Source organism: Methylobacterium aerolatum (genome assembly GCF_022179085.1).
Lineage (GTDB): Bacteria > Pseudomonadota > Alphaproteobacteria > Rhizobiales > Beijerinckiaceae > Methylobacterium > Methylobacterium aerolatum.
In genome coordinates this window covers 150,114-169,057 of sequence record NZ_BPQE01000009.1, presented here as the reverse complement: position 1 = coordinate 169,057, position 18,944 = coordinate 150,114, and the positions used below count along the sequence as shown (strand labels likewise).

Annotated in this window: 15 protein-coding genes; 4 read left to right on the top strand and 11 right to left on the bottom strand. The window is 71.3% G+C overall.

The features are described 5' to 3' along the window. Positions 1–252 precede the first annotated feature (252 nt). The 9 genes from MFF06_RS06850 to MFF06_RS06810 form a co-directional block, all read right to left on the bottom strand. On the bottom strand, positions 253–1,056 hold the full coding sequence (locus MFF06_RS06850; protein WP_238202319.1) for an MBL fold metallo-hydrolase: 804 nt from the start codon (positions 1,054–1,056) through the stop codon (positions 253–255). Positions 1,057–1,099: 43 nt separating this feature from the next. After that, entirely contained in the window at positions 1,100–1,888 is a 789-nt protein-coding gene (locus tag MFF06_RS06845; RefSeq protein ID WP_238202318.1) for a TatD family hydrolase, read from the bottom strand. A gap of 228 nt (positions 1,889–2,116) precedes the next feature. Beyond that, a complete protein-coding gene (gene metG, locus MFF06_RS06840) occupies positions 2,117–3,688 on the bottom strand; it encodes a methionine--tRNA ligase (RefSeq protein WP_238202317.1) in 1,572 nt (523 codons plus the stop codon). Between the two features lie 89 nt (positions 3,689–3,777). After that, entirely contained in the window at positions 3,778–4,821 is a 1,044-nt protein-coding gene (locus MFF06_RS06835; protein WP_238202316.1) for a DNA polymerase III subunit delta', read from the bottom strand. After that, on the bottom strand, positions 4,811–5,527 hold the full coding sequence (gene tmk / locus MFF06_RS06830; RefSeq protein WP_238202314.1) for a dTMP kinase: 717 nt from the start codon (positions 5,525–5,527) through the stop codon (positions 4,811–4,813). Before tmk ends, MFF06_RS06835 begins: the two co-directional genes overlap by 11 nt. A 396-nt stretch (positions 5,528–5,923) precedes the next feature. Beyond that, the gene (locus tag MFF06_RS06825; protein ID WP_238202312.1) at positions 5,924–7,207 is read right to left on the bottom strand and encodes a D-alanyl-D-alanine carboxypeptidase family protein; all 1,284 of its coding nucleotides are present in this window, start codon (positions 7,205–7,207) and stop codon (positions 5,924–5,926) included. Positions 7,208–7,395: 188 nt separating this feature from the next. Beyond that, positions 7,396–8,781 (bottom strand): septal ring lytic transglycosylase RlpA family protein, encoded by a 1,386-nt coding sequence (locus MFF06_RS06820; RefSeq protein WP_238202311.1) that lies wholly within the window; start codon positions 8,779–8,781, stop codon positions 7,396–7,398. A gap of 379 nt (positions 8,782–9,160) precedes the next feature. Beyond that, complete coding sequence (locus tag MFF06_RS06815) at positions 9,161–9,538, bottom strand: ribbon-helix-helix domain-containing protein (protein WP_238202309.1); 378 nt, start codon at positions 9,536–9,538, stop codon at positions 9,161–9,163. Next, positions 9,522–10,184, bottom strand: coding sequence for a division plane positioning ATPase MipZ (locus MFF06_RS06810; protein WP_238202306.1), 663 nt, complete (start codon positions 10,182–10,184; stop codon positions 9,522–9,524). The genes MFF06_RS06815 and MFF06_RS06810 overlap by 17 nt, the downstream gene beginning before the upstream one ends. A gap of 363 nt (positions 10,185–10,547) precedes the next feature. Between MFF06_RS06810 and MFF06_RS06805 the strand changes: the two genes are divergently transcribed. Together MFF06_RS06805 and MFF06_RS06800 are read left to right on the top strand one after the other, a co-directional pair. Next, complete coding sequence (locus MFF06_RS06805) at positions 10,548–11,105, top strand: PAS domain-containing protein (protein WP_238202305.1); 558 nt, start codon at positions 10,548–10,550, stop codon at positions 11,103–11,105. A 95-nt stretch (positions 11,106–11,200) separates the two neighbouring features. Then, the gene (locus MFF06_RS06800; RefSeq protein WP_238202304.1) at positions 11,201–12,829 is read left to right on the top strand and encodes an acyl-CoA synthetase; all 1,629 of its coding nucleotides are present in this window, start codon (positions 11,201–11,203) and stop codon (positions 12,827–12,829) included. Between the two features lie 138 nt (positions 12,830–12,967). On the opposite strand, the gene MFF06_RS06795 is transcribed toward MFF06_RS06800, so the two are convergent. Beyond that, positions 12,968–13,141, bottom strand: a complete 174-nt coding sequence (locus MFF06_RS06795) for a hypothetical protein (protein ID WP_238202303.1) — start codon at positions 13,139–13,141, stop codon at positions 12,968–12,970. A gap of 333 nt (positions 13,142–13,474) precedes the next feature. On the opposite strand from MFF06_RS06795, the gene MFF06_RS06790 reads away from it, so the two are divergent. Together MFF06_RS06790 and MFF06_RS06785 are read left to right on the top strand one after the other, a co-directional pair. Further along, positions 13,475–14,692: an alpha/beta hydrolase gene (locus MFF06_RS06790; RefSeq protein ID WP_370876638.1), complete on the top strand. Its 1,218-nt coding sequence runs from the start codon at positions 13,475–13,477 to the stop codon at positions 14,690–14,692. A gap of 542 nt (positions 14,693–15,234) precedes the next feature. Further along, positions 15,235–17,460: a TonB-dependent siderophore receptor gene (locus tag MFF06_RS06785; protein ID WP_238202302.1), complete on the top strand. Its 2,226-nt coding sequence runs from the start codon at positions 15,235–15,237 to the stop codon at positions 17,458–17,460. A 182-nt stretch (positions 17,461–17,642) separates the two neighbouring features. Here MFF06_RS06785 and MFF06_RS06780 read toward each other — a convergent pair whose 3' ends face one another. Then, on the bottom strand, positions 17,643–18,941 hold the full coding sequence (locus MFF06_RS06780; protein ID WP_238202300.1) for an adenylate/guanylate cyclase domain-containing protein: 1,299 nt from the start codon (positions 18,939–18,941) through the stop codon (positions 17,643–17,645). Between the last annotated feature and the right edge of the window lie 3 nt (positions 18,942–18,944).

The window sequence follows — 18,944 nt, the reverse complement described above, 5'->3', positions numbered from 1 at the left end:
TCCCACCAAACCCAACGAACTAACACACCAGGCTTAAACCACCGCCAGGCACGTCCCACTCGATTGTCCGGTAGAGCCGCCCGCCTCACCGCCGCCAAAACGACACCAGAGACAGACAAGCCAGCGTCCGGTCCACTTCCGCGGCCGGCGCCGATGAACAGGGGTATACGCAGTCGGCTCAGGGTCGTCAACACCGTTTTTCGGGGATTCGACGAATCCCGTTCCGGTCGCCCTGGACTCGGGGGCAGATCCTCAGGCCGGGACGGTCAGAATCAGGCCGTCGAAGGCCGGCACCGTTCCCTCCGGCAGGCGTTCGGCGAGGGCCCCGTAGTCGAGATCGGTGTGGAGGTTCGTGAGAACCGCCCTCCCCGGCTTCACCTCCGCGATGAGCGCGAGGGCGTCCGAGACTGAGTAGTGGGTCGGATGCGGGGTGTCGCGCAGGGCGTCGATGACCAGGAGATCGAGGCCGTACAGGCGCGCGAGGCTCCCGGGCGGGATCAGGCTCACGTCGGGCACGTAAGCGGCGTTGTTGAAGCGGAAGCCGAGGGCGGGCTCGTTGCCGTGCTCCACGGGCAGCGGCACCGCCTCCACCGCGCCGCCCGGACCCTCCACCGCCACCCTCCCCTCATGGGGGAGATCGTGCAGGTCGAGGATCGGCGGGTAGTCGCTGCCCTCAGGCTGCACGAAGCAGTAGCCGAACCGGGCGGTGAGCAACCCCCGCGTGCGCGCGTCGGCATAGACCGGGATGCGCGCGCGCATGCGGATCACCAGGGGCCGCAGGTCGTCGATGCCGTGGGTGTGGTCCGCGTGGGAATGGGTGAACAGCACCCCGTCGAGCCGGTCGGTGCCGGCATCGAGCAGCTGCTCCCGCAGGTCGGGCGAGGTGTCCACGAGAACGCTGGTGCGCCGTCCCCCGTCCTCCCGCTCCACGAGGATGGAGCAGCGCCGTCGGCGGTTGCGCGGTTCGTTCGGATCGCAGGCGCCCCAGCCGCTGCCGACGCGGGGCACCCCGCCGGACGAGCCGCAACCAAGGATACGCAGGGTCAGCGTCGCCATCCGGATCTCCCGAAGCGGTGGTATCGCGGGGGGGCGGCCCCTGTCACGCCCGTCCCGGCCGCGCCCTGTCGAACAGCGAGAAGAAATTCGCCGTGGTGATCCGCGCCAGCTCCTCTTCCGGCAGGTCGAGGGTGGCGGCGAGCGATCGGGCCGTGTGGGCGGTGTAGGCCGGCTCGTTGGTGCGTCCGCGATGGGGCTCCGGCGCCAGGAAGGGCGCGTCGGTCTCCACGAGGATCCGGTCGCGGGGCACCTTGCGGGCGATGTCGCGCAGGTCGTGCGAGCGGCGGAAGGTCACGATGCCCGAGAAGGAGACGAACAGGCCGAGATCCACCCCCACCTCGGCCAGCCGGGCGCCCGACGAGAAGCAATGCAGCACCGCCCGGAACGGGGCATTGCCCATCTCCTCAGTCAGGATTCGCTCCATGGGCTCGTCCGCGTCGCGGGCATGGATCACGAGGGGCAGGCGGGCGAGGCGGGACGCCTCGATATGGGCGCGCAGCACCCGCTCCTGAACCTCGGCCGGGGCCGCATCGGGGTAGTGGTAGTCGAGCCCCGCCTCGCCGATGCCGACGCAGCGCGGATGGTCGGCGAGCGCGGCGATGGTACCGGGCGGCGTGTCGGGCTCCTCCCCGGCCCCATCGGGATGGGTGCCCACCGTGAACCACACCTCCGGGTGGGCCTCGGCGATGGCCCGGTAGATCGCGGCCTTCGCCACGCGGGTCGAGATGGTGAGCATCCCCCCGACGCCAGCCTCCCGGGCGCGGGCGATCACGCCCGGCAAGTCGCTGGCGAAATCGGGGAAGTCGAGATGGCAGTGGCTGTCGATGAGCATGGTCTTGCGGTCGATTCAGAGGTGTTTCCCCCTCCCCGCTTGCGGAGAGAGGCCCGTTTGCACCGCGTCGTGCAACCGGGGAGCGAAGGCGAAGCCGGAGCGAGGGTGAGGGGGCGTCACGGAGGTGCCTCGTTCGGCACGCCCCCTCACCGTCGGCTGCCGCCTCGCTGCGACGACGACGGGGGCGTCGCAGCCCTCTCCCCGCAGGCGGGGAGAGGGGGTTGAACATCACGCCGCCGGGGCCTCCGGCCGCTCGAAGCGGGGGAAGACCGGGGCCGGGGCGGGGAGCGGCGTGCCGGCCTTGAGGCGACCGCCCTCCCCCAGGGCGGCGAAACTCCGGGCGTCGGCGGGCACGGCCAGCAGGTCGAGGAGTTTGCCCGCCGCCTCCGGCACGAAGGGCTGCACCAGGATCGCCACCGAGCGGATGGTCTCCAGGGTGGTGTAGAGCACCGCGTTCATCCGGGCCGGGTCGCTCTTACGCAGCTTCCACGGCTCCTGGCCCGCGAAGTAGCGGTTCGCCTCGGCCACCACCGCCCAGATCTCCGCGAGGATCGCGTGCAGGGCGAGGTCCTTCATCAGGCCCCGCGCCCTGTCGGCCAGGGCGTCGGCCTGGGCGAGCATCGCACGGTCCGCCTCCGCGAGGTCGCCGGGCTCGGGCACGGCGGCCTCGCAGTTCTTCGCGACCATCGAGAGCGAGCGCTGGGCGAGGTTGCCGAGATCGTTGGCGAGGTCGGCGTTGATGCGGGTGATGATGGCGTTGTGGTCGTAGTTGCCGTCGCCGCCGAAGGGCGCCTCGCGCAGGCAGAAGTAGCGCACGGCATCGACGCCGAAGGTGTCGGCGAGGTCGAACGGGTCCACCACGTTGCCGAGCGACTTCGACATCTTCTCCCCCTTGCTGAGGAAGAAGCCGTGGCCGAACACGCGCTTGGGCAGGGGCAGGCCCGCCGCCATCAGGAAGGCCGGCCAGTAGACCGCGTGGAAGCGCACGATGTCCTTGCCGATGACGTGCAGGTCCATCGGCCAGAACCGGCCGTTCGGATCCGCCTCGTCGGGGAAGCCGGTGACCGTCAGGTAGTTGGTCAGGGCATCGACCCAGACGTACATGACGTGTCCGGGATGCTCCGGCACCGGCACGCCCCAATCGAAGTTGGTGCGGCTGACCGAGAGGTCCTTGAGGCCGGCGCGGACGAAGCTCGCCACCTCGTTCCTCCGGGTGTCCGGCCCGATGAAGGTGGGCTGCTCCTCGTAGAGCTTGAGCAGGCGGTCTTGGTAGGCGGACAGCCTGAAAAGGAAGTTCTCCTCCTCCATCCAGGTCACCGGCGTGTCGGTGGCGATGGACCGGCGGGAGCCGTCCTCCATCAGGCGCGTCTCGGCCTCGTCGTAGTAGGCCTCGTCGCGGACCGAGTACCAGCCGGCGTATGTGTCGAGGTAGATGTCGCCGTTGGCCTCCATCCGGCGCCAGATCGCCTGGGCGGCGGCGTAGTGCGCGGGCTCGGTGGTGCGGATGAACCGGTCGTAGGCGCAGCCCATCCGGTCGGCCATGGCGCGGAACTTGGCGCTCGTGCCGTCGACGTAGTCGCGGGGGCTGATCCCGGCCTTCGAGGCCGCCTGCTGGATCTTGAGGCCGTGCTCGTCGGTGCCGGTGGAGAACAGCACGTCGTAGCCGTCGAGCCGATGGAACCGGGCGATGGCGTCGGTGGCGATCACCTCGTAGGCGTGGCCGATATGCGGGGCGCCGTTCGGGTAGGAGATCGCCGTCGAGAGGCTGAAGGTCTTGCGGGGGGAAGGGCCGTCCGTCACGCGCGCGTCCGCTGATCGAGGGAGTTCGTCGCGGAAGGGCTTATCGCAGCGGCCCGCGCAATGCACCCGTACCGTCGGTATCCCCTGCCTTATCCGGCCCGGCTCAGGTCGGTGAACAGCGACAGGATGACGGGCCGCCGGTCGAGGTTGTAGGTCGCGGCCTCCCGGGCGTTGCGGGCGAAGGCGTCGCAGACCTCCACCAGGGCGGCGAGGCGATGCACCGGCTCCCCCCGCCGCCGGTCGAGTTCAGCCGAGACGAAGCGCAGCACGGCGTCGCCCGCGGCGGCGAAGCGTTCCTCGCCGTCGCGGCCGTTGAGGGTCTCGGCGAGCTTGAGCACCCGGCCCCAATCCGGCGTGGCGCCGCGCGAAAGCAGCGTCTCCACCTCCGCCACGAGCCCGGCGGTGACGGGATCGAGGAGTCCGAGCGCCCGGCCCACGGAGCCCTCCGACAGGGCGACGGCGCGGGCGAGCGCGCCGTCCTCCGGCTGGACGAAGGGCTCCGGCAGGGCGCGGATCGCCGCCCCCACCTCCCCGTCCGAGAGCGGGCGCAGGAGCATCGCCCGGCAGCGGGAACGGATCGTCGGCAGCAGGCGGCCGGGCTGGTGGGCGAGAATCAGGAACAGGGCGCGGGGCGGCGGCTCCTCCAGCACCTTGAGCAGGGCGTTGGCGGCGTTGGCGTTCAGGTCCTCGGCGCTGTCGAGCACGCAGATCCGCCAGCCGGAATCGGCGGCGGTGGAGGCGAACAGGTCCAGCGCCTTGCGCACCATGTCGACGGAGATCTTCGTCGGCAGGGTCTTGGCGCCCGGCTGCCTGTGGCGGCGCAGCGCCACGAGGTTCGGATGGGCGAGTCCCGCCACCTGCCCGTGGACCGGGTGATCCGCCGGGATCGCGAGGCCCGCCGGCCCCCCGCCGGCCGGATAGGCCAGCAGCCGCCGCGCCACCCGGTAGGCGAGGGTCGCCTTCCCGATCCCAGCCGGGCCGCCGATCAGCCACGCATGGTGCAGCCGCCCCCTCGCCAAGCCCTCCGCGAAGGCGGGCTCCGCCGCGCCGTGGCCGACGAGGCCGGGCGTCTGGCGGGGGCGCGGCACGCCGGGGCGGTCGCCGATCTCCTCGTCCACGACCTCAGCCGCCATGGCCAACCGCCTCCGTCCCGGCGAGGCCCGGCAGGCGCGTGGCGATGACCGCGCGGATCGCCGCCTCGACGTCGTCGGGACCGGCGGCGGCATCGATCACCGCACAGCGCGCGGGCTCCCGGTTCGCGATCTCCAGGAACGCCGCGCGCAGGCGGGTGTGGAAGCCGAGCGACTCCGCCTCGAAACGGTCCGCCCCCTCCCCCGCCGCCGCCCCCCGCGCCCTGGCGCGGGCGAGGCCGGTCTCGGCGGGCAGGTCGAGGATCAGGGTCAGGTCCGGCCGGGTCGGGCCGACGACGACCCGCTCCAGGGCGTCGAGCAGCTCCGCGTCGAGCCCGTCCGCCGCGCCCTGGTAGGCGCGGGTGGAGTCGAGGAAACGGTCGCAGATCACGGTCTCGCCCCGGGCCAGCGCCGGGCGGATCAGGGTCTCGAGGTGGTCGAGACGGGCGGCGCTGAACAGCAGCGCCTCGGCAAAGGGGCCGTAGGGCTTGGCCACCCCCGCGAGGACCGCCGCGCGGATCTCCTCCGCCCGGGGCGAGCCGCCGGGCTCGCGGGTGACGACGACCGGGCGTCCGGTGCGGGCGCGCAGCGTCGCCGCGAGGCGGGCGGCCTGGGTCGACTTGCCCGCCCCCTCCCCGCCTTCGAGGGTGATGAACACGCCGCGGGCGGACGGCGCTCCGGGGACAGCCTTTCGTGTCGCGTCGCTCACGGGGTTTCGGTCACGCGGGGTTCGTTGCGCGTGTCGGCGATCGCCCCCGACCCCAGCCTCGCCCTCATCCTGCGAGCCTGACCCAAAAGCCGCCGCTCCCACGCATCCCCCCTCATCCTGAGGTGCGGCGAAGCCGCCTCGAAGGAGGGCTCCAGAGCGCGCCGCGATCCCCGGAGGGCACCTTCGAGGCCTCCGCTGCGCTCCAGCACCTCAGGATGAGGTCGCAAGGGGAGAACCGCTTCTCTTCCGGCCAGACACTCAGGATGAGGGCGCATGAGGGAGACGTGGGTCCGGTCCGGCCGGACACTCAGGACGAGGGGACGGATGGGACCGAACGGTTGCCTGGTCCGGCTCCCACGATGAGGGCGAGGGTGGGGTGAGTGTCGCAACGATCCCTCACGAGGGGTTGGCCGCCCTGTCGTCGGATTTCGGCCGCGCGCCGGCGGCCTTGTCGAAGGCCTTTCGCATGAGGTCGGTGCCGAATTCCAGGGCCGCGTCCATCGCCCGGCGGCTCAGGCTGCCCGCCGGGACGGCGGCGCCGGCATAGAGGGGCTGGTCGAGGGCGACGGTGTCGCCCCGCTGGATCCGCAGGACGCCGACCTGCCGCCCCTCCTCCACGGGGGCCACGAGGGGCCCCTGGTAGATCACCTTGGCGCTGACCCGGTCGTTCGAGCCCCGCGGCAGCAGCACCCGCACCGGCTTCCTGGCCACCAGGGGCACGGAGCCCGCCTCGCCGCCGTACACGGAAGCCTCGGCCACCGTCTCGCCGGGGGCGAAGACCTGCCGGGGCTCGAAGGCGCGGAAGCCCCATTCCATCAGCTTGCGCGATTCCGAGGCCCGGTCCCGGGCGGTCTTGAGGCCGGAGACCACGAGGACCAGCCGCTGGCCGTTCTGCACCGCCGAGCCCGTGAGGGCGTAGCCCGATTCTTCGAGGTAGCCGGTCTTCAGCCCGTCGGCGCCGATGTCGAGGGTGAGCAGCGGGTTGCGGTTCTGCTGGCGGATCTTGTTCCAGGTGAATTCCCGCTCGGAAAAGATCTTGTACAGGTCCGGGTAGGTGTCGATCAGGTGGATGGCGAGCTTGGCCATGTCCCGGGCCGTCACCTTCTGGTCCGGCGCCGAGTAGCCGGTGGCGTTGCGGAAGGTGGAGTTCGTCAGGCCGATCTCCTTCGCCCGCTGGTTCATCAGGTTGGCGAAGGCCTCCTCGGTGCCCGCCATGTTCTCGGCGATGGTGATGGCGGCGTCGTTGCCCGACTGGACCACCAGCCCGCGCAGCAGGTCCGACATCTTGATGCGGCTGTTGACCTGGGCGAACATCGAGGAGCCGCCGCCGCCCGCGCCGCCGCGCTTCCAGGCGTCCTCCGTCACGGTGAACTCCGTGTCCATGGAGAGGCGGCCGGATTTCAGCGCCTCGAACACGATGTCGGTGGTCATGAGCTTGGCCATGCTGGCCGGGGAGAAGCGCTCGTCGGCGGCCTTCTCGAACAGGACGGAGCCCGATTCCGCATCGATCAGGATCGCGTGCGGCGCCGCCGTCTGGAAGCTCTGCGCCCGGACGGGGCCGGGGAGGACGGGGGCCACCAGGGTCGCCGCCAGGGCGGCGGCGGCAACCGTCCTCAGGGCCAGAGACGCCGCCGTGGCGACCGGGCGGGCGGCGAGGAGAGACAGAACGGTCCTGCGCATCGCGGATCTCCGGCGGGGCGGCCTCCCGCGAACCCCAGACGGGGCTGCGCGGGGGGCCTTCGCGCTTCTGCCTCAGTTTGGATCGTCACGAAACAACCGGAGGCTGTGAGCGTGACCATATCGCGTTTCGGCACTGCGATCGAACGCGAATTGCCGCAATCGCCGCCGCCGTCCCGCGTGTCCCGCGATCAATAGATCCCGGCGTAGCGGGCACCCTGATGGGGGGCCTTGTCCGCCAGCTTGGCGGGCTCCGGCTTCTTCGCGCCGGGCTTTCCGGCCTTGGTCTCGGCGGCGGAGGGCGCCGTCAGGCGGGCCATGGCGAGCTTGGCATCGGGCGGCATCGACGCCGGGGCGGACCTCCCGCCACGCGGTCCCGCCTCGGCCCGGCGCGGCGCGCCCTCGGCCGAGGACAGCCTCAGCGGAGCCGCCTCGGCGCGGCCCGCCGGCGCCTTCCGGCCCGCCGCGGAGGGCAGCGAGGCCGGATTGAGCCCGGCGACACGGACGGGCGCGCCGGCGATGGTGCCGCCCGCCCCCCTGTTGGGCGTGTCCTTGTTTGGCGCGCCCTTGCCAGCCACGCCTTTGCCCTCGGCGGCGTGTCCGGCGAGCCTGCCCGCCGCGGGCCCGGTTTCGGGGATGCGCGCCTCCGCCGTCCTGACGGTCGCGAGCCGCCCGGAGGCCGCCCTGCCGCCCGCCGGGCGGGCCTCGGCCATCGCCACCGGTGCGGGTTTGAAGTCGCGCAGGCGGGCGGCCGTCGGCTGCACCGCCGCGGGCACCGCCACGGCGGCGCTCGCGAGCACCACCGGCGCCCGCACGGGCCTGCGGGTCTCGGCGGGAGCCTCCTCCTGCTCCCGGTCCGGCTTGAAGGCGAGGGGCGTGGCGCCGCGGGTGAAGCGCTCGGTCTCCGCCGAGCCGCCGAGGTCGGCCATCATCACCGGCGCGCCGGAGCCGGCCGGGCGGCCGTCCGTGCGCAGGGTGGCGAGGAGCTTCCGGTCGTCCGATCCCGCGAGGGAGGCCGCGCCGACATACTCGACGCGCACCCGCGCCGTGCCCTTGCGGTGGAAGCCCAGGGCCTCGGCGGTCTCCTCGGACACGTCCATGACGCGCCCGGCATGGTAGGGGCCGCGGTCGTTGACGCGCACGATCATCGAGGAATGGTTCTCGAGGTTCGTCACCCGCACGTAGCTCGGCAACGGCAGGGTCGGGTGCGCGGCGGCGATGGAGTGGCGGTCGAAGACCTCGCCGTTGGCGGTCATCCGGCCGTGGAAGGCCGAGCCGTACCAGGAGGCCAGGCCCTCGCGGACGTAGCCGCGGGGATTCTCCTTCGGCGTGTAGGTCGCCCCGGCCACCACGTAGGGCTTGCCGGTGTAGCGGCGCCCGCCGCCCTTGGGGATCACGTCGCCCTCGTTGTAGAGGCGCGGGCTCGCCTTCACCCCGTATTTCGGATCGATCCCGTTGCCGGAACTCGCGAGGTTGGCCGTCGGCGTCTTGGCGCAGTTGGCGGTGGCCAGCGCTACGGCGGACACGGCCAGGAACCGCAGGGCGACACGCCCGGATCGGGGAGGGGCCAGACGCATTACGCGAAACTACCAACTCGACTCTGGACCGAGCCCGGGGGCCGGGCGGACCCGGCCGACCGGGCCAGCCGGGCAGAGCAGAATTGTCGCTTCGGCGTAAAGGAAGGCTGAACGATCCGCTCATCGCCCCGCAGGATCCGCGCACCGGGATCCCGCGTCGCGGCGGCCCTCGTGCGTCGATCCGGATGGAGGCGTCAGCCGGGGCTTTCAAAAATCGATGCAACGACACTCCGCCCGTGCAGCCACGCATGGACGAAGTGAGTGCGTCACTGCACTCGTGCATCGATCCAGTCGGAGGCATCAGCCGAGACTGGAAAAATTGATGCAAAAACAAGTAGCTAGTGCAGCCACGCATGAACGAAGTGAGTGCGTCACTGCTCTAGCGCGGGGGCGCCTTGAGCAGTTGCGCGATGGAGCGGGAGCCCCGCTGCTTGAACAGCAGGTCGAGGGCCTCCAGCATCAGGCCGTGCATCTTGGTGCGCTCGGCATGGGCGAGGTCGCGCAGCTGGTCGTAGACCGGCGGCTCCAGGTAGACCGACATCTGCCGGGCGCGCTGCTTCAGGGGCGCGAGGCCCGCCGGAGCCTCGGTGGCCGGAAGGCCGGACTCCGCCGGAGCCTGGCGCCTCCCCTTGGCCGGGGCGAGGGCGACGATCTCCGCGCTGCGCATGGCCGCGCCGCCCCGTGCCGCCGCGGACTTCTCTGGCGGCGTCGCCGCCGCCACGATGGCCGCGAGGCTGAGCTTAGGCTGCTTGGACATGGCGCTCGCCCTGTCCTGTCAGGCCCTTGCCCGCCTGCGCCTTGCGCTCGATCCAGGACCAGAGCTTGCGCACCTCGGCGGCGGCCTGGCCCTTGGGGTTCAGCTCGGTGACGCCGAGGCCGAGGCCGATCGCGTCCTGGTGGTCGGTGCGGGCGACGATGTTCACGTCGGGCAGGATGCCGAGCACCGCCAGCCCGTCCGCCGCGTCGCGCACCCGGTAGGAGCGGGGCGGGGTCTGGTTCAGGACGAAGGCGAACTTCTTCTCCAGCCGGTAGACGGCGGCCAGCGTCGGCTTGAAGGCCCTGAGGTCGGCTGGGGTCGGGCGGCAGGGGATGATGCACAGGTCCGCCGCGCGGATCGCCGACAGGGTGCCGGGGGAATCGACGCCCGGCGTGTCGATGAAGACGTAGTCGTAGGCGGAGTCCCGCAGGCGCTCCATCACCGGCTCGAGTTGCGCGGCGTCGATCTGCGCCACCTCCGGCCCGTCGACGGTGCGATGGTCGAGCCAGTCCGACACGGTGGCCTGCCGGTCCATCTCCAGGATGCAGACCGTGTGACCCGCTTCCCGGGCGGCGACGGCGAGGGAGATGCAGAGCGTGCTCTTCCCGCTTCCGCCCTTCTGGGTGACGAATGTGAGCGCCTTCATCCGCGATGATCCTCCTGCGCGGTGCCGCTTCGCGTTCGGCCGCGCCGGCGGGCCGCGCGATCCGCGAAGCGGAGGCCCATCCCTGTGATCCTGCAATCCAAGGACGAACGCCCGAGACCAGATCGCATCATGGTTAATGGATGGTTAAGGGCGCCGGGCCGCCGGGGGGGTGGGCGGCCCTATCCTCCCGCCCGTCCCCCCGCCTCCCCCTCCCCAAAACGGGGAAATCACACCTAACGTTGATTGGCATTTAGTGAGTTTTGTTGCCAGAACCCAAAAATTCGTTCAGCCATTAGCCCTTCGAATGGCCGCGCAACGACCTCGCTTCTAAACCTGAGGTTTAGCGCTCAAGGGCGAACCACCATGGACCCGACGATCTTGCATTCCGCTCTCGCCGCGTCCGGTGTGATCGGAGCCTGGACCCACGATCACGCCGCCGACCGCCTGACCCTCGCGGGACACGTCATCACCCTGATCGGCCTCGATCCGGTGGACGCCGCCCGCGGCGTCCCCCTCGCGACCTTCCTCGACCGGGCGCATCCGGAGGACCGCGTCAGGGCCGAGACCTTCTTCGACGCCGTCGTGGTCATGGACGCGCCCGTGGAGGCGGAGTTCCGCCTGCGCGACCGCGACGGGGGGATGCTGGCCCTGTCCCTGCGCGGCCGGGCCGAGACCGATGCCAGCGGGCAACGCGTCCGCGGGAACGGCATCGCCATCGACCGGACCGACGAGCAGCCCAACGGCCTCGCCGAGGCCACGCAGATCGTGAACCGGATGGCGGCGCAGGCGATCACCCTGCGCGGGCTCGCCCAGAGCCTGCAGCGCCCCTCCCTGGTGGAGCGCGTCGATTGTCTGATGATCGGCATCGGGTACGAGCTCGCCCGCCTCCTTCCCGAGGAGGAGGACGTCCTCCGGCATTGAGGTCCCGGCGCTCCCGTCACCTTCGTCGGCGCCGGCCGATTGTCTTGTCCGCCGCCGGCACGCTACCGTCCTTGTCAAACGGGGTGGAGGAGACGATGGGCGCCACGATCTACGACCGGGATCTGGACCGGCAACCGGCCAACTTCCAGCCGCTGACGCCGCTCCTCTATCTCGACCGGGCGGCGCGGGTCTTCCCCGATCACGTCGCGGTGGTCCACGGACCCCTGCGCCGGACCTACGCCGAACTCGGCGCCAGGGCCCGCCGCCTCGCCTCCGCGCTCAAGGCGCGGGGTCTCGGCCGCGGGGACACCGTAGCCGCGCTCCTCGCCAACACGCCCGAGATGGTCGAGTGCCACTACGGCGTGCCCATGACCGGGGCGGTGCTCAACACCCTCAACACCCGCCTCGACGCGGAGGCGATCCGCTTCTGCCTGGAGCACGGCGAGGCCAAGGTACTGATCGTCGATCGGGAATTCTCGCGCATCGCCAAGCCGGCCCTGGAGGGGATGGCGGCCAAGCCCTTCGTGATCGACGTCGACGACCCCGAATACGACGGGGCCGGCGAGGCCCTGGGCGAGACCGGCTACGAGGCGTTCCTGGCAGGTGGCGACCCGAAGGCGGACTGGGCCCTGCCCGGCGACGAGTGGGACGCGATCAGCCTGAACTACACCTCCGGCACCACCGGCGATCCGAAGGGCGTGGTCTACCACCACCGGGGCGCGGCCCTGCTGGCGCTCGGCAACGTCGTCACCTGCGGCCTCGGCCAGCACCCGGTCTACCTGTGGACCCTGCCGATGTTCCACTGCAACGGCTGGTGCTTCCCCTGGACCCTGTCGATCGTGGCTGGCACCCATGTCTGCCTGCGGCAGGTGCGGGCGGAGACGATGTACCGCCTGATGGCCGAACACGGCGTCACCCACCTGTGCGGCGCGCCGATCGTGATGCAGCTGCTGATCAACGCCTCCGATGCCGAGCGCCGCCCCCTGCCCCGCCGGGTGGCGTTCTTCACCGCCGCCGCCCCGCCGCCCGAGGCGGTGCTGGCCGGGATGTCGGAGGCGGGCTTCGACGTCACCCACCTCTACGGGCTGACGGAGAGCTACGGCCCGGCGGTGGTCAACGCGTGGCACGCGGACTGGGATGCCCTCTCCGCCGACCAGCGCGCCGCCAAGAAGGCCCGCCAGGGCGTGCGCTACCCGGTCCTCGAAGCCCTCGACGTGCGCGACCCCGACACGATGGAATCCGTCCCCTCCGACGGCCGGACGATGGGCGAGGTGATGATGCGCGGCAACGTCGTGATGCGCGGCTACCTCAAGAACCCGAAGGCCACGGAGGCGGCGTTCAAGGGGGGCTGGTTCCGCACGGGCGACCTCGGGGTGAAGCACCCCGACGGCTACGTGCAGCTCAAGGACCGCTCGAAGGACATCATCATCTCCGGCGGCGAGAACATCTCCTCCATCGAGGTGGAGGACGCCCTGTTCAAGCACCCGGCCGTGGCGGCGGCGGCGGTGGTCGCGCGGCCGGACCCGAAATGGGGCGAGACGCCCTGCGCCTTCGTGGAACTGAAGCCGGGCGCCGACGCCTCGGCCGACGACCTCATTCAGTGGTGCCGGGGGCGGCTCGCCTCCTACAAGCTTCCCCGCCACGTGATCTTCGGCGACCTGCCGAAGACCTCGACGGGCAAGATCCAGAAATACCTGCTGCGCGAGCGCGCGAGGGAGCAGTAGCGGGATCCCGAAGGACGGGTGCTTCGGTGGGGTCCAGGGGCAAAGCCCCCGGAATTCAGCCCCAGGAATTCGGCGCCTGGAATTGCAGGACGCCGCCCTGCACCCGCCAACGGGACAATCCCTTCGGAAACCCGGACCTTACGCCTCCGGCCGGCGTTTCGCCTCGACCGGGATCCGCACCGGCACCCGGCGGGCGGCCATCAGATCCCCGGCGATCTGCTTGAGCGCCGCGTGCAGCGAGGCGAGGCTGAAGCCCGCGATGCCGACGACGAGGGCTGCGGAGACGAGGGTCTTGGCTGTTTCGGGGTCCACGGTGACGGTCCTCACGAAGGGCGGCGCCGGGCCACGGCCTCGGCGAATCCGCGACGCCAAGATGGCGAGCCCCCGGCCCCGCCACCATGCCGCCGATGGGGGTGCTGCCATGCGTCCCGCGTTCCGCGTGCGGCAGCGCACCGGGTCCGGCCCGGACCCGCGTCCCGGGTCCCCGGGCCGCGCCGTGCACGAAACGTCACGGTCGATCGTTACCGAACCCTGATGCGCCGCCGACGGTCTCCTTGTATCGGCGGATGTGACCGGGGCGATCCGGCGCGCGCGGCACACACGACGGTTCGGTCGGCCGTCCATCGGGTTTGGCGGGGGAATGGAATGATCGGTCGCGTGCGGCGGAGCGTGGGAATCGCGGCCCTGGTCGTAGGGACGGCCCTCGGGGGATGGACCGCCTCCGGCGGCGCGGCCCTCGCCCAGGGCACGCTGATGCGTCCGGCGGGGGAGCCCGCCGCCCCCGCGCCCGGCGATCCGGTGACCCGGTCGAGCTACTTCTTCGTCGGCGGGCGCTACCAGAAGGTCGGCGACAAGACCGTGATGGTCGGCCAGATGTTCGTGCAGGTGCGGACCCCCGCCAAGGTCACGCAGCCCTACCCCGTCGTGATGATCCACGGCCTCTCCCAGACCGGCGTCAACTTCCTGGCGACGCCGGACGGCCGCTCCGGCTGGGCGCAGCGCTTCGTGGAATGGGGCTATCAGGTCTACGTCGTCGATCAGGTGGGGCGCGGCCGGTCGGGCACGAACCCGGAGGTCTACGGCCCCTACGACCGCCTCGGCACCCGCGACCTGGAGCGGCTGCACACCGCGCCCGAGGTCTACGACCTGTTTCCGCAGGCCAAGCTCCACACCCAGTGGCCGGGCGGGCCCGGCGTTCAGGGCAATCCCAGCTTCGATCAGTACTACGCGAGCCAAGTGCCGTTCCTCGCCAACACCCAGCAGACGGAGGAACTCGTCGACACCGCGCTCAACGCGCTCCTCGACCGGACCGGGCCGGCGATCCTCCTGACCCACGGCCAGGGGGCCCTGTTCGGCTGGGCCGTCTCCGACGCCCGGCCCGATCTCGTGAAGGCGCACGTCGCCGTGGAGCCGAGCGGGCCGCCCTTCTTCGACGTCAAGTTCCGGGGCGGAAAGGATTTCTGGGAGAAGTCCGGCGACGGGCGCGCCCGGGGCTACGGCCTCACCCGCATGCCCCTGACCTTCGCCCCGGAGGCGAAGGGCCCGGAGGACCTCGTGGTGACGCAGCAGGCCAAGGCCGCCGGAGACGGGCAGATCCGCTGCTGGTTGCAGAGCGACCCCATCCACACCCTGCCCAACCTCGCCAGGGTGCCGGCGGTGATCGTGACGGCGGAAGCCTCCTTCCATGCCGCCTACGACGACTGCACCGCCGCCTTCCTGACCCAGGCCGGCGCCAAGCCGGACGTGTTGCGCCTCGCCGACCAGAAGGCCCGCGGCAACGGCCACATGATGATGCTGGAGAAGAACAGCGACTTCGCCGCCGACATCCTGATGGGCTGGCTCTCCACGCACGTGAAGCCGTAACCGGCGCCCGCCGGGCGCGGCCTCGGATGACGTGACGACACCCTCCCATCCCCTCCCCTCGTCCCGAGCGTCTGGCCGGAAGGGTCGTGCCGGCTCGGATTTCCTCCGCATCCTTGCGAGCGTTAGCGAAGCAACCCAGGGCAACGGGCCGCTTGCCGGGCGTGGCGCATCCCTGGATTGCTTCGCTGCGCTCGCAAGGACGGAGGGGGCGACGGCCTTTCCGGCCGGACACCGAGATGCGGCGAAGCCGCCTCGAAGGAGGCTTTCAGGGATCGCTCCATCCCGCAGCGGTCTGTGCCGGAGACATCTCCCCAGGATCACGGGGACTCGACCGCGCCGCCCACCGGGGGCGTGATCGATCGGCCACAGCCCCCTGCAACCGCCGGTTCCCCCCTTGCGGTCACGCTTGGCACACCGTACCCCAAAGGCAGAAAGCGCAGTTGGCGCAATAGTTTAGCATTATTCTAAACAGCAAGGCCACCACGGCGGGAGGGCTCCCGGCGGACGGGGGCGGCTGGTCTGAGCGGCGTAGGAGTCCGGTGGTGAGAGTCGGTTGCATTCGTCCGGGGGCCCTGCGCTCCCTCGTCCTCGCCGGCACGTCCGCCTTCGCCCTCCAGGGCCCGGCCTCGGCCCAGCAGCCGGGGGCGAGCGTCCGCCTCGACGAGCTCAGCGTCGAGAGCCGGGGCGGCGGGGCTCCGGCGGGGCCCGTGGCCGGCCCGGCGGCGGGCGGTCCCGTCCGCCCGGAGGATCCCAAGGGCCCGGTGCCCGGCTACGTGGCGACGCGCACCACCACCGCCACCAAGACCAACACGCCCCTCGTCGAGACGCCGCAATCGATCACCGTGGTCGGCCGCCGCCAGATCGACACGCAGAACGCCCAGACCCTGACCCAGGCGACGCAGTACGTCGCCGGCACCTATTCCGGCAGCTTCGGCTTCGACACGCGCAACACCTTCGTCTACCTGCGCGGGTTCAACGTCAGCGATTACGGCATCTACCGGGACGGGCTTCAGACGCTGAACTACGGCTTCGGCTACTTCAACACCAACACCTACGGCCTGGAGCGGATCGAGGTGCTGCGCGGCCCGGCGGCGGTGCTGTTCGGCGCGGGCTCGCCGGGCGGCATCATCAACCAAGTGAGCAAGCGGCCCACCGCCGAGCCCTTCGGCACCGTCGAGGTGGGCGGCGGCTCCTTCGACCAGAAATACGCCGCCTTCGACGTCGGCGGCCCCGCCGACAGGGAGGGCCACTGGTTCTACCGCATCACCGGCTACGGCCGGACCGGCGGCACGCAGATCGACGGCGCCCCCGACAACAGCTTCTCCATCGCCCCGAGCGTCACCTACAAGCCGGACGGGGCGACGACCCTCACGGTCCTCACCTCGGTCCAGCGCGACACCACCGCCGTCACGGCGAACTTCCTGCCGTATCTCGGCACGGTGCGTCCGCAGGCGCTGGGCCTGCGCCTGCCCCGCTCGCTCAATGTCGGCGATCCGCGGATCAACACCTTCCAGCGCGATCAGGCCTTCGTCGGCTACGAGTTCGAGCACGTGTTCAACGACACGTGGGCCTTCCGCCAGAACCTGCGCTACTCCTTCGGCGAGAGCTTCCAGGATTCGCTCCTCGGCCAGCTCGGCTACGCCTTCGGCGACGCGACCCAGACCCAGCTCGCCCGCTACCGTTTCCGCGACCGCGCCCGGGTCAACCTCTTCCAGGTGGACAACCAGGCCGAGGCCCGCTTCTCCGACGGGTTCTTCCGCCACGACCTGCTGATGGGCCTCGACTACAAGAACTACCGCCTCACCGACAATCAGGCCTCCGCCTTCCCGGCGCCCGACCTCAACATCGTCACGCCGGCCTATACGGGGATCGCCAACACCCCGACGCCCTACCTGATCAACACCAACACGTTCCAGCAGCTCGGCCTGTACCTGCAGGACCAGATCAAGCTCACCGACCGCCTGACCCTCGTCCTCGGCGGTCGCCTGGACTTCGCCGACAACCGGGTGGTCGACAAGCTGAACAACGGCTTCGGCAACAGCGGCCGCAGCGACACCGGGACGACCTACCGCACGGCGCTGATCTACAATTTCGAGAACGGGCTCGCGCCGTATGTGAGCTACTCGACCTCGTTCCAGCCGCTGATCGGGACGGGGCGCCTCAACACCACCTTCACGCCCGAGGAGGGCACGCAGATCGAGGGCGGCGTGAAGTTCGAGCCGCCGGGCCAGGGCTACTTCGTGACGCTCGCGGGCTTCGACATCCACCGCCGGAACGTGCTCACCCCGGACCCCGTGAACACCCTGTTCCAGGTCCAGCTCGGGGAGGTCCGCTCCACGGGCTTCGAGGCGCAGGTGGTGGCAAGCGTGTTCGACGGGCTCGACGTCGCCGCCTCCTACACGGTCTACGGCCTCACCAACGAGCGCGGGTCCGCCGACATCCTCGGCAAGGTCCCCGTGGGCATCCCCGAGAACTTCGCCAACGCCTTCTTCGACTACACGATCCCCGTGGGCGCCCTGCGCGGCTTCGGCTTCGGCGGCGGCGTGCGCTACTTCGGGCGGTCCTTCGCGGACACGGCCAACCTGTTCAAGGTGCCGGACTACGTCCTGTTCGACGCGCAGGTCCACTACACGTGGGACCGCTGGCGGCTGGCCGTCACCGCCACGAACCTCGCGGACCGGCGCTTCGTCTCCTCCTGCAACGCCTTCAACTCGTGCTTCTACGGCGATGCCCGGCGGGTGCTGGCGAGCCTGAGCTACAAGTGGTGAGGGGCACCCCGCGCTGGAGCCGATCCCGAGTCGCGCCACGCCCGTCGAGGGATCCCCGGTCGACCTTGCGAGCGTAGCGAGGCGATCCGGGGCAGCGGGCCGTTTCAGACCGTGGCGCGTTCCTGGATTGCTCCGCTCCGATCACGAAGATGGGGCGGCCTGCGATCGTCCCGGCCCGACCCTCAGGCTGCCGGCTCCCGTTCCGGAGACGAAACCGAAGCCGCCTGTCGGGCGGGATCGAGGGCGTAGAGGTCGCCCTGGCCCTCGCAGGCGGTGCCGGGGACGGCGCGCATCCGGAAGGGCGCCCCCTGGGGACCGCCGAGGAGGGCGACGATCTCCGGGGAGGCGGCGATGGCGAGGTCGGCAGCCTTGGTCCTGGCCTCGATCCGCGCGAGCGTGTTCATTGCCGGACCGAGCACCGTGTATTCCGCCCGCACCCCGTCGTCGAAGACGCCGACCAGCAGGTTGCCCGCGTGGAGCGCCGTGGCGGTGCGGATCGGGAACAGCCCGGCGGCCTCGCGCTCGCCGTTGACCCGGGCGAGGCGGGCCTGGATGTCGAGGGCACAGGTGGCGGCGGCGCGCGCCTGCGCCTCCGGGGTGCCGGTGATGAACTGCGCCAGCACCGCATCGCCGATATACTTGTCGACGATGCCGCCCTGCGCCGTCACGGCCGCCTGCGCCTCGCCGCGCACGGCCATCAGGGCCGCGACCATGACCTCCGGCGGATGCCGCTGGCTGAGGGACGAGAAGCCCCGGATGTCGAGGATCAGCAGGCAGGCGTGGCGGCGGTGCAGGCCGAGGGCGTCGTCGGCCAGGTCCTGGGCGATGTCCCGGGCGACGGGGCCGGGGACGAAGCGGGCGAGGTGGCTGCGCTCGCGCTCCACCACCAGGGTCCGCTCGACCGCCCGGCGCAGGCGCGCCACGCCGTCGACCACCAGGAGGCCCGTCGCCACGAAGGTCGCCAGCCCGATGACCTGGATCATGAAGTCGGCGTCGAAGCCGGGGAACAGGCCGGGGAAGGCGAAGCCGGCGAGCAGGGCCGCCACCCAGCTCCCGGTGACGATGCCGCAGAACAGCACGGTGTGCGACACCTGCATCGTCAGGCCGGTCTGGAGCAGGAGCAGGAAGGCGGGCAGACGGCTCACCGTGTCCGCCCCCTCCCCGTTGCCGCCCCCCGCCATCATGTGCTCGACGATGACGTAGACCGCGAGCACGGCGTTGAGGCCCGTCCCGGTCCAGGCATGGGCCGCCGTGAGCGGCCGGCGCTGGCTCTCGCGCCAGCCGAACCACGCGGCGCCGACGGCGTAGAGGCCGAGGATGAACCAGTGGCTCAAGGCGTGGAGGGAGCCGTCGTGGGCCTGGGCCGCCATCAGCAGCACCAGGATGATGACGATGCGCAGGGCGATGAGGCGGGAGCCGCCGCCCCGCTGCATCACCTGCAGGGCTCGCGCGTCGTCGTCCCGGTGCGCGGGGGGCGTCACCGG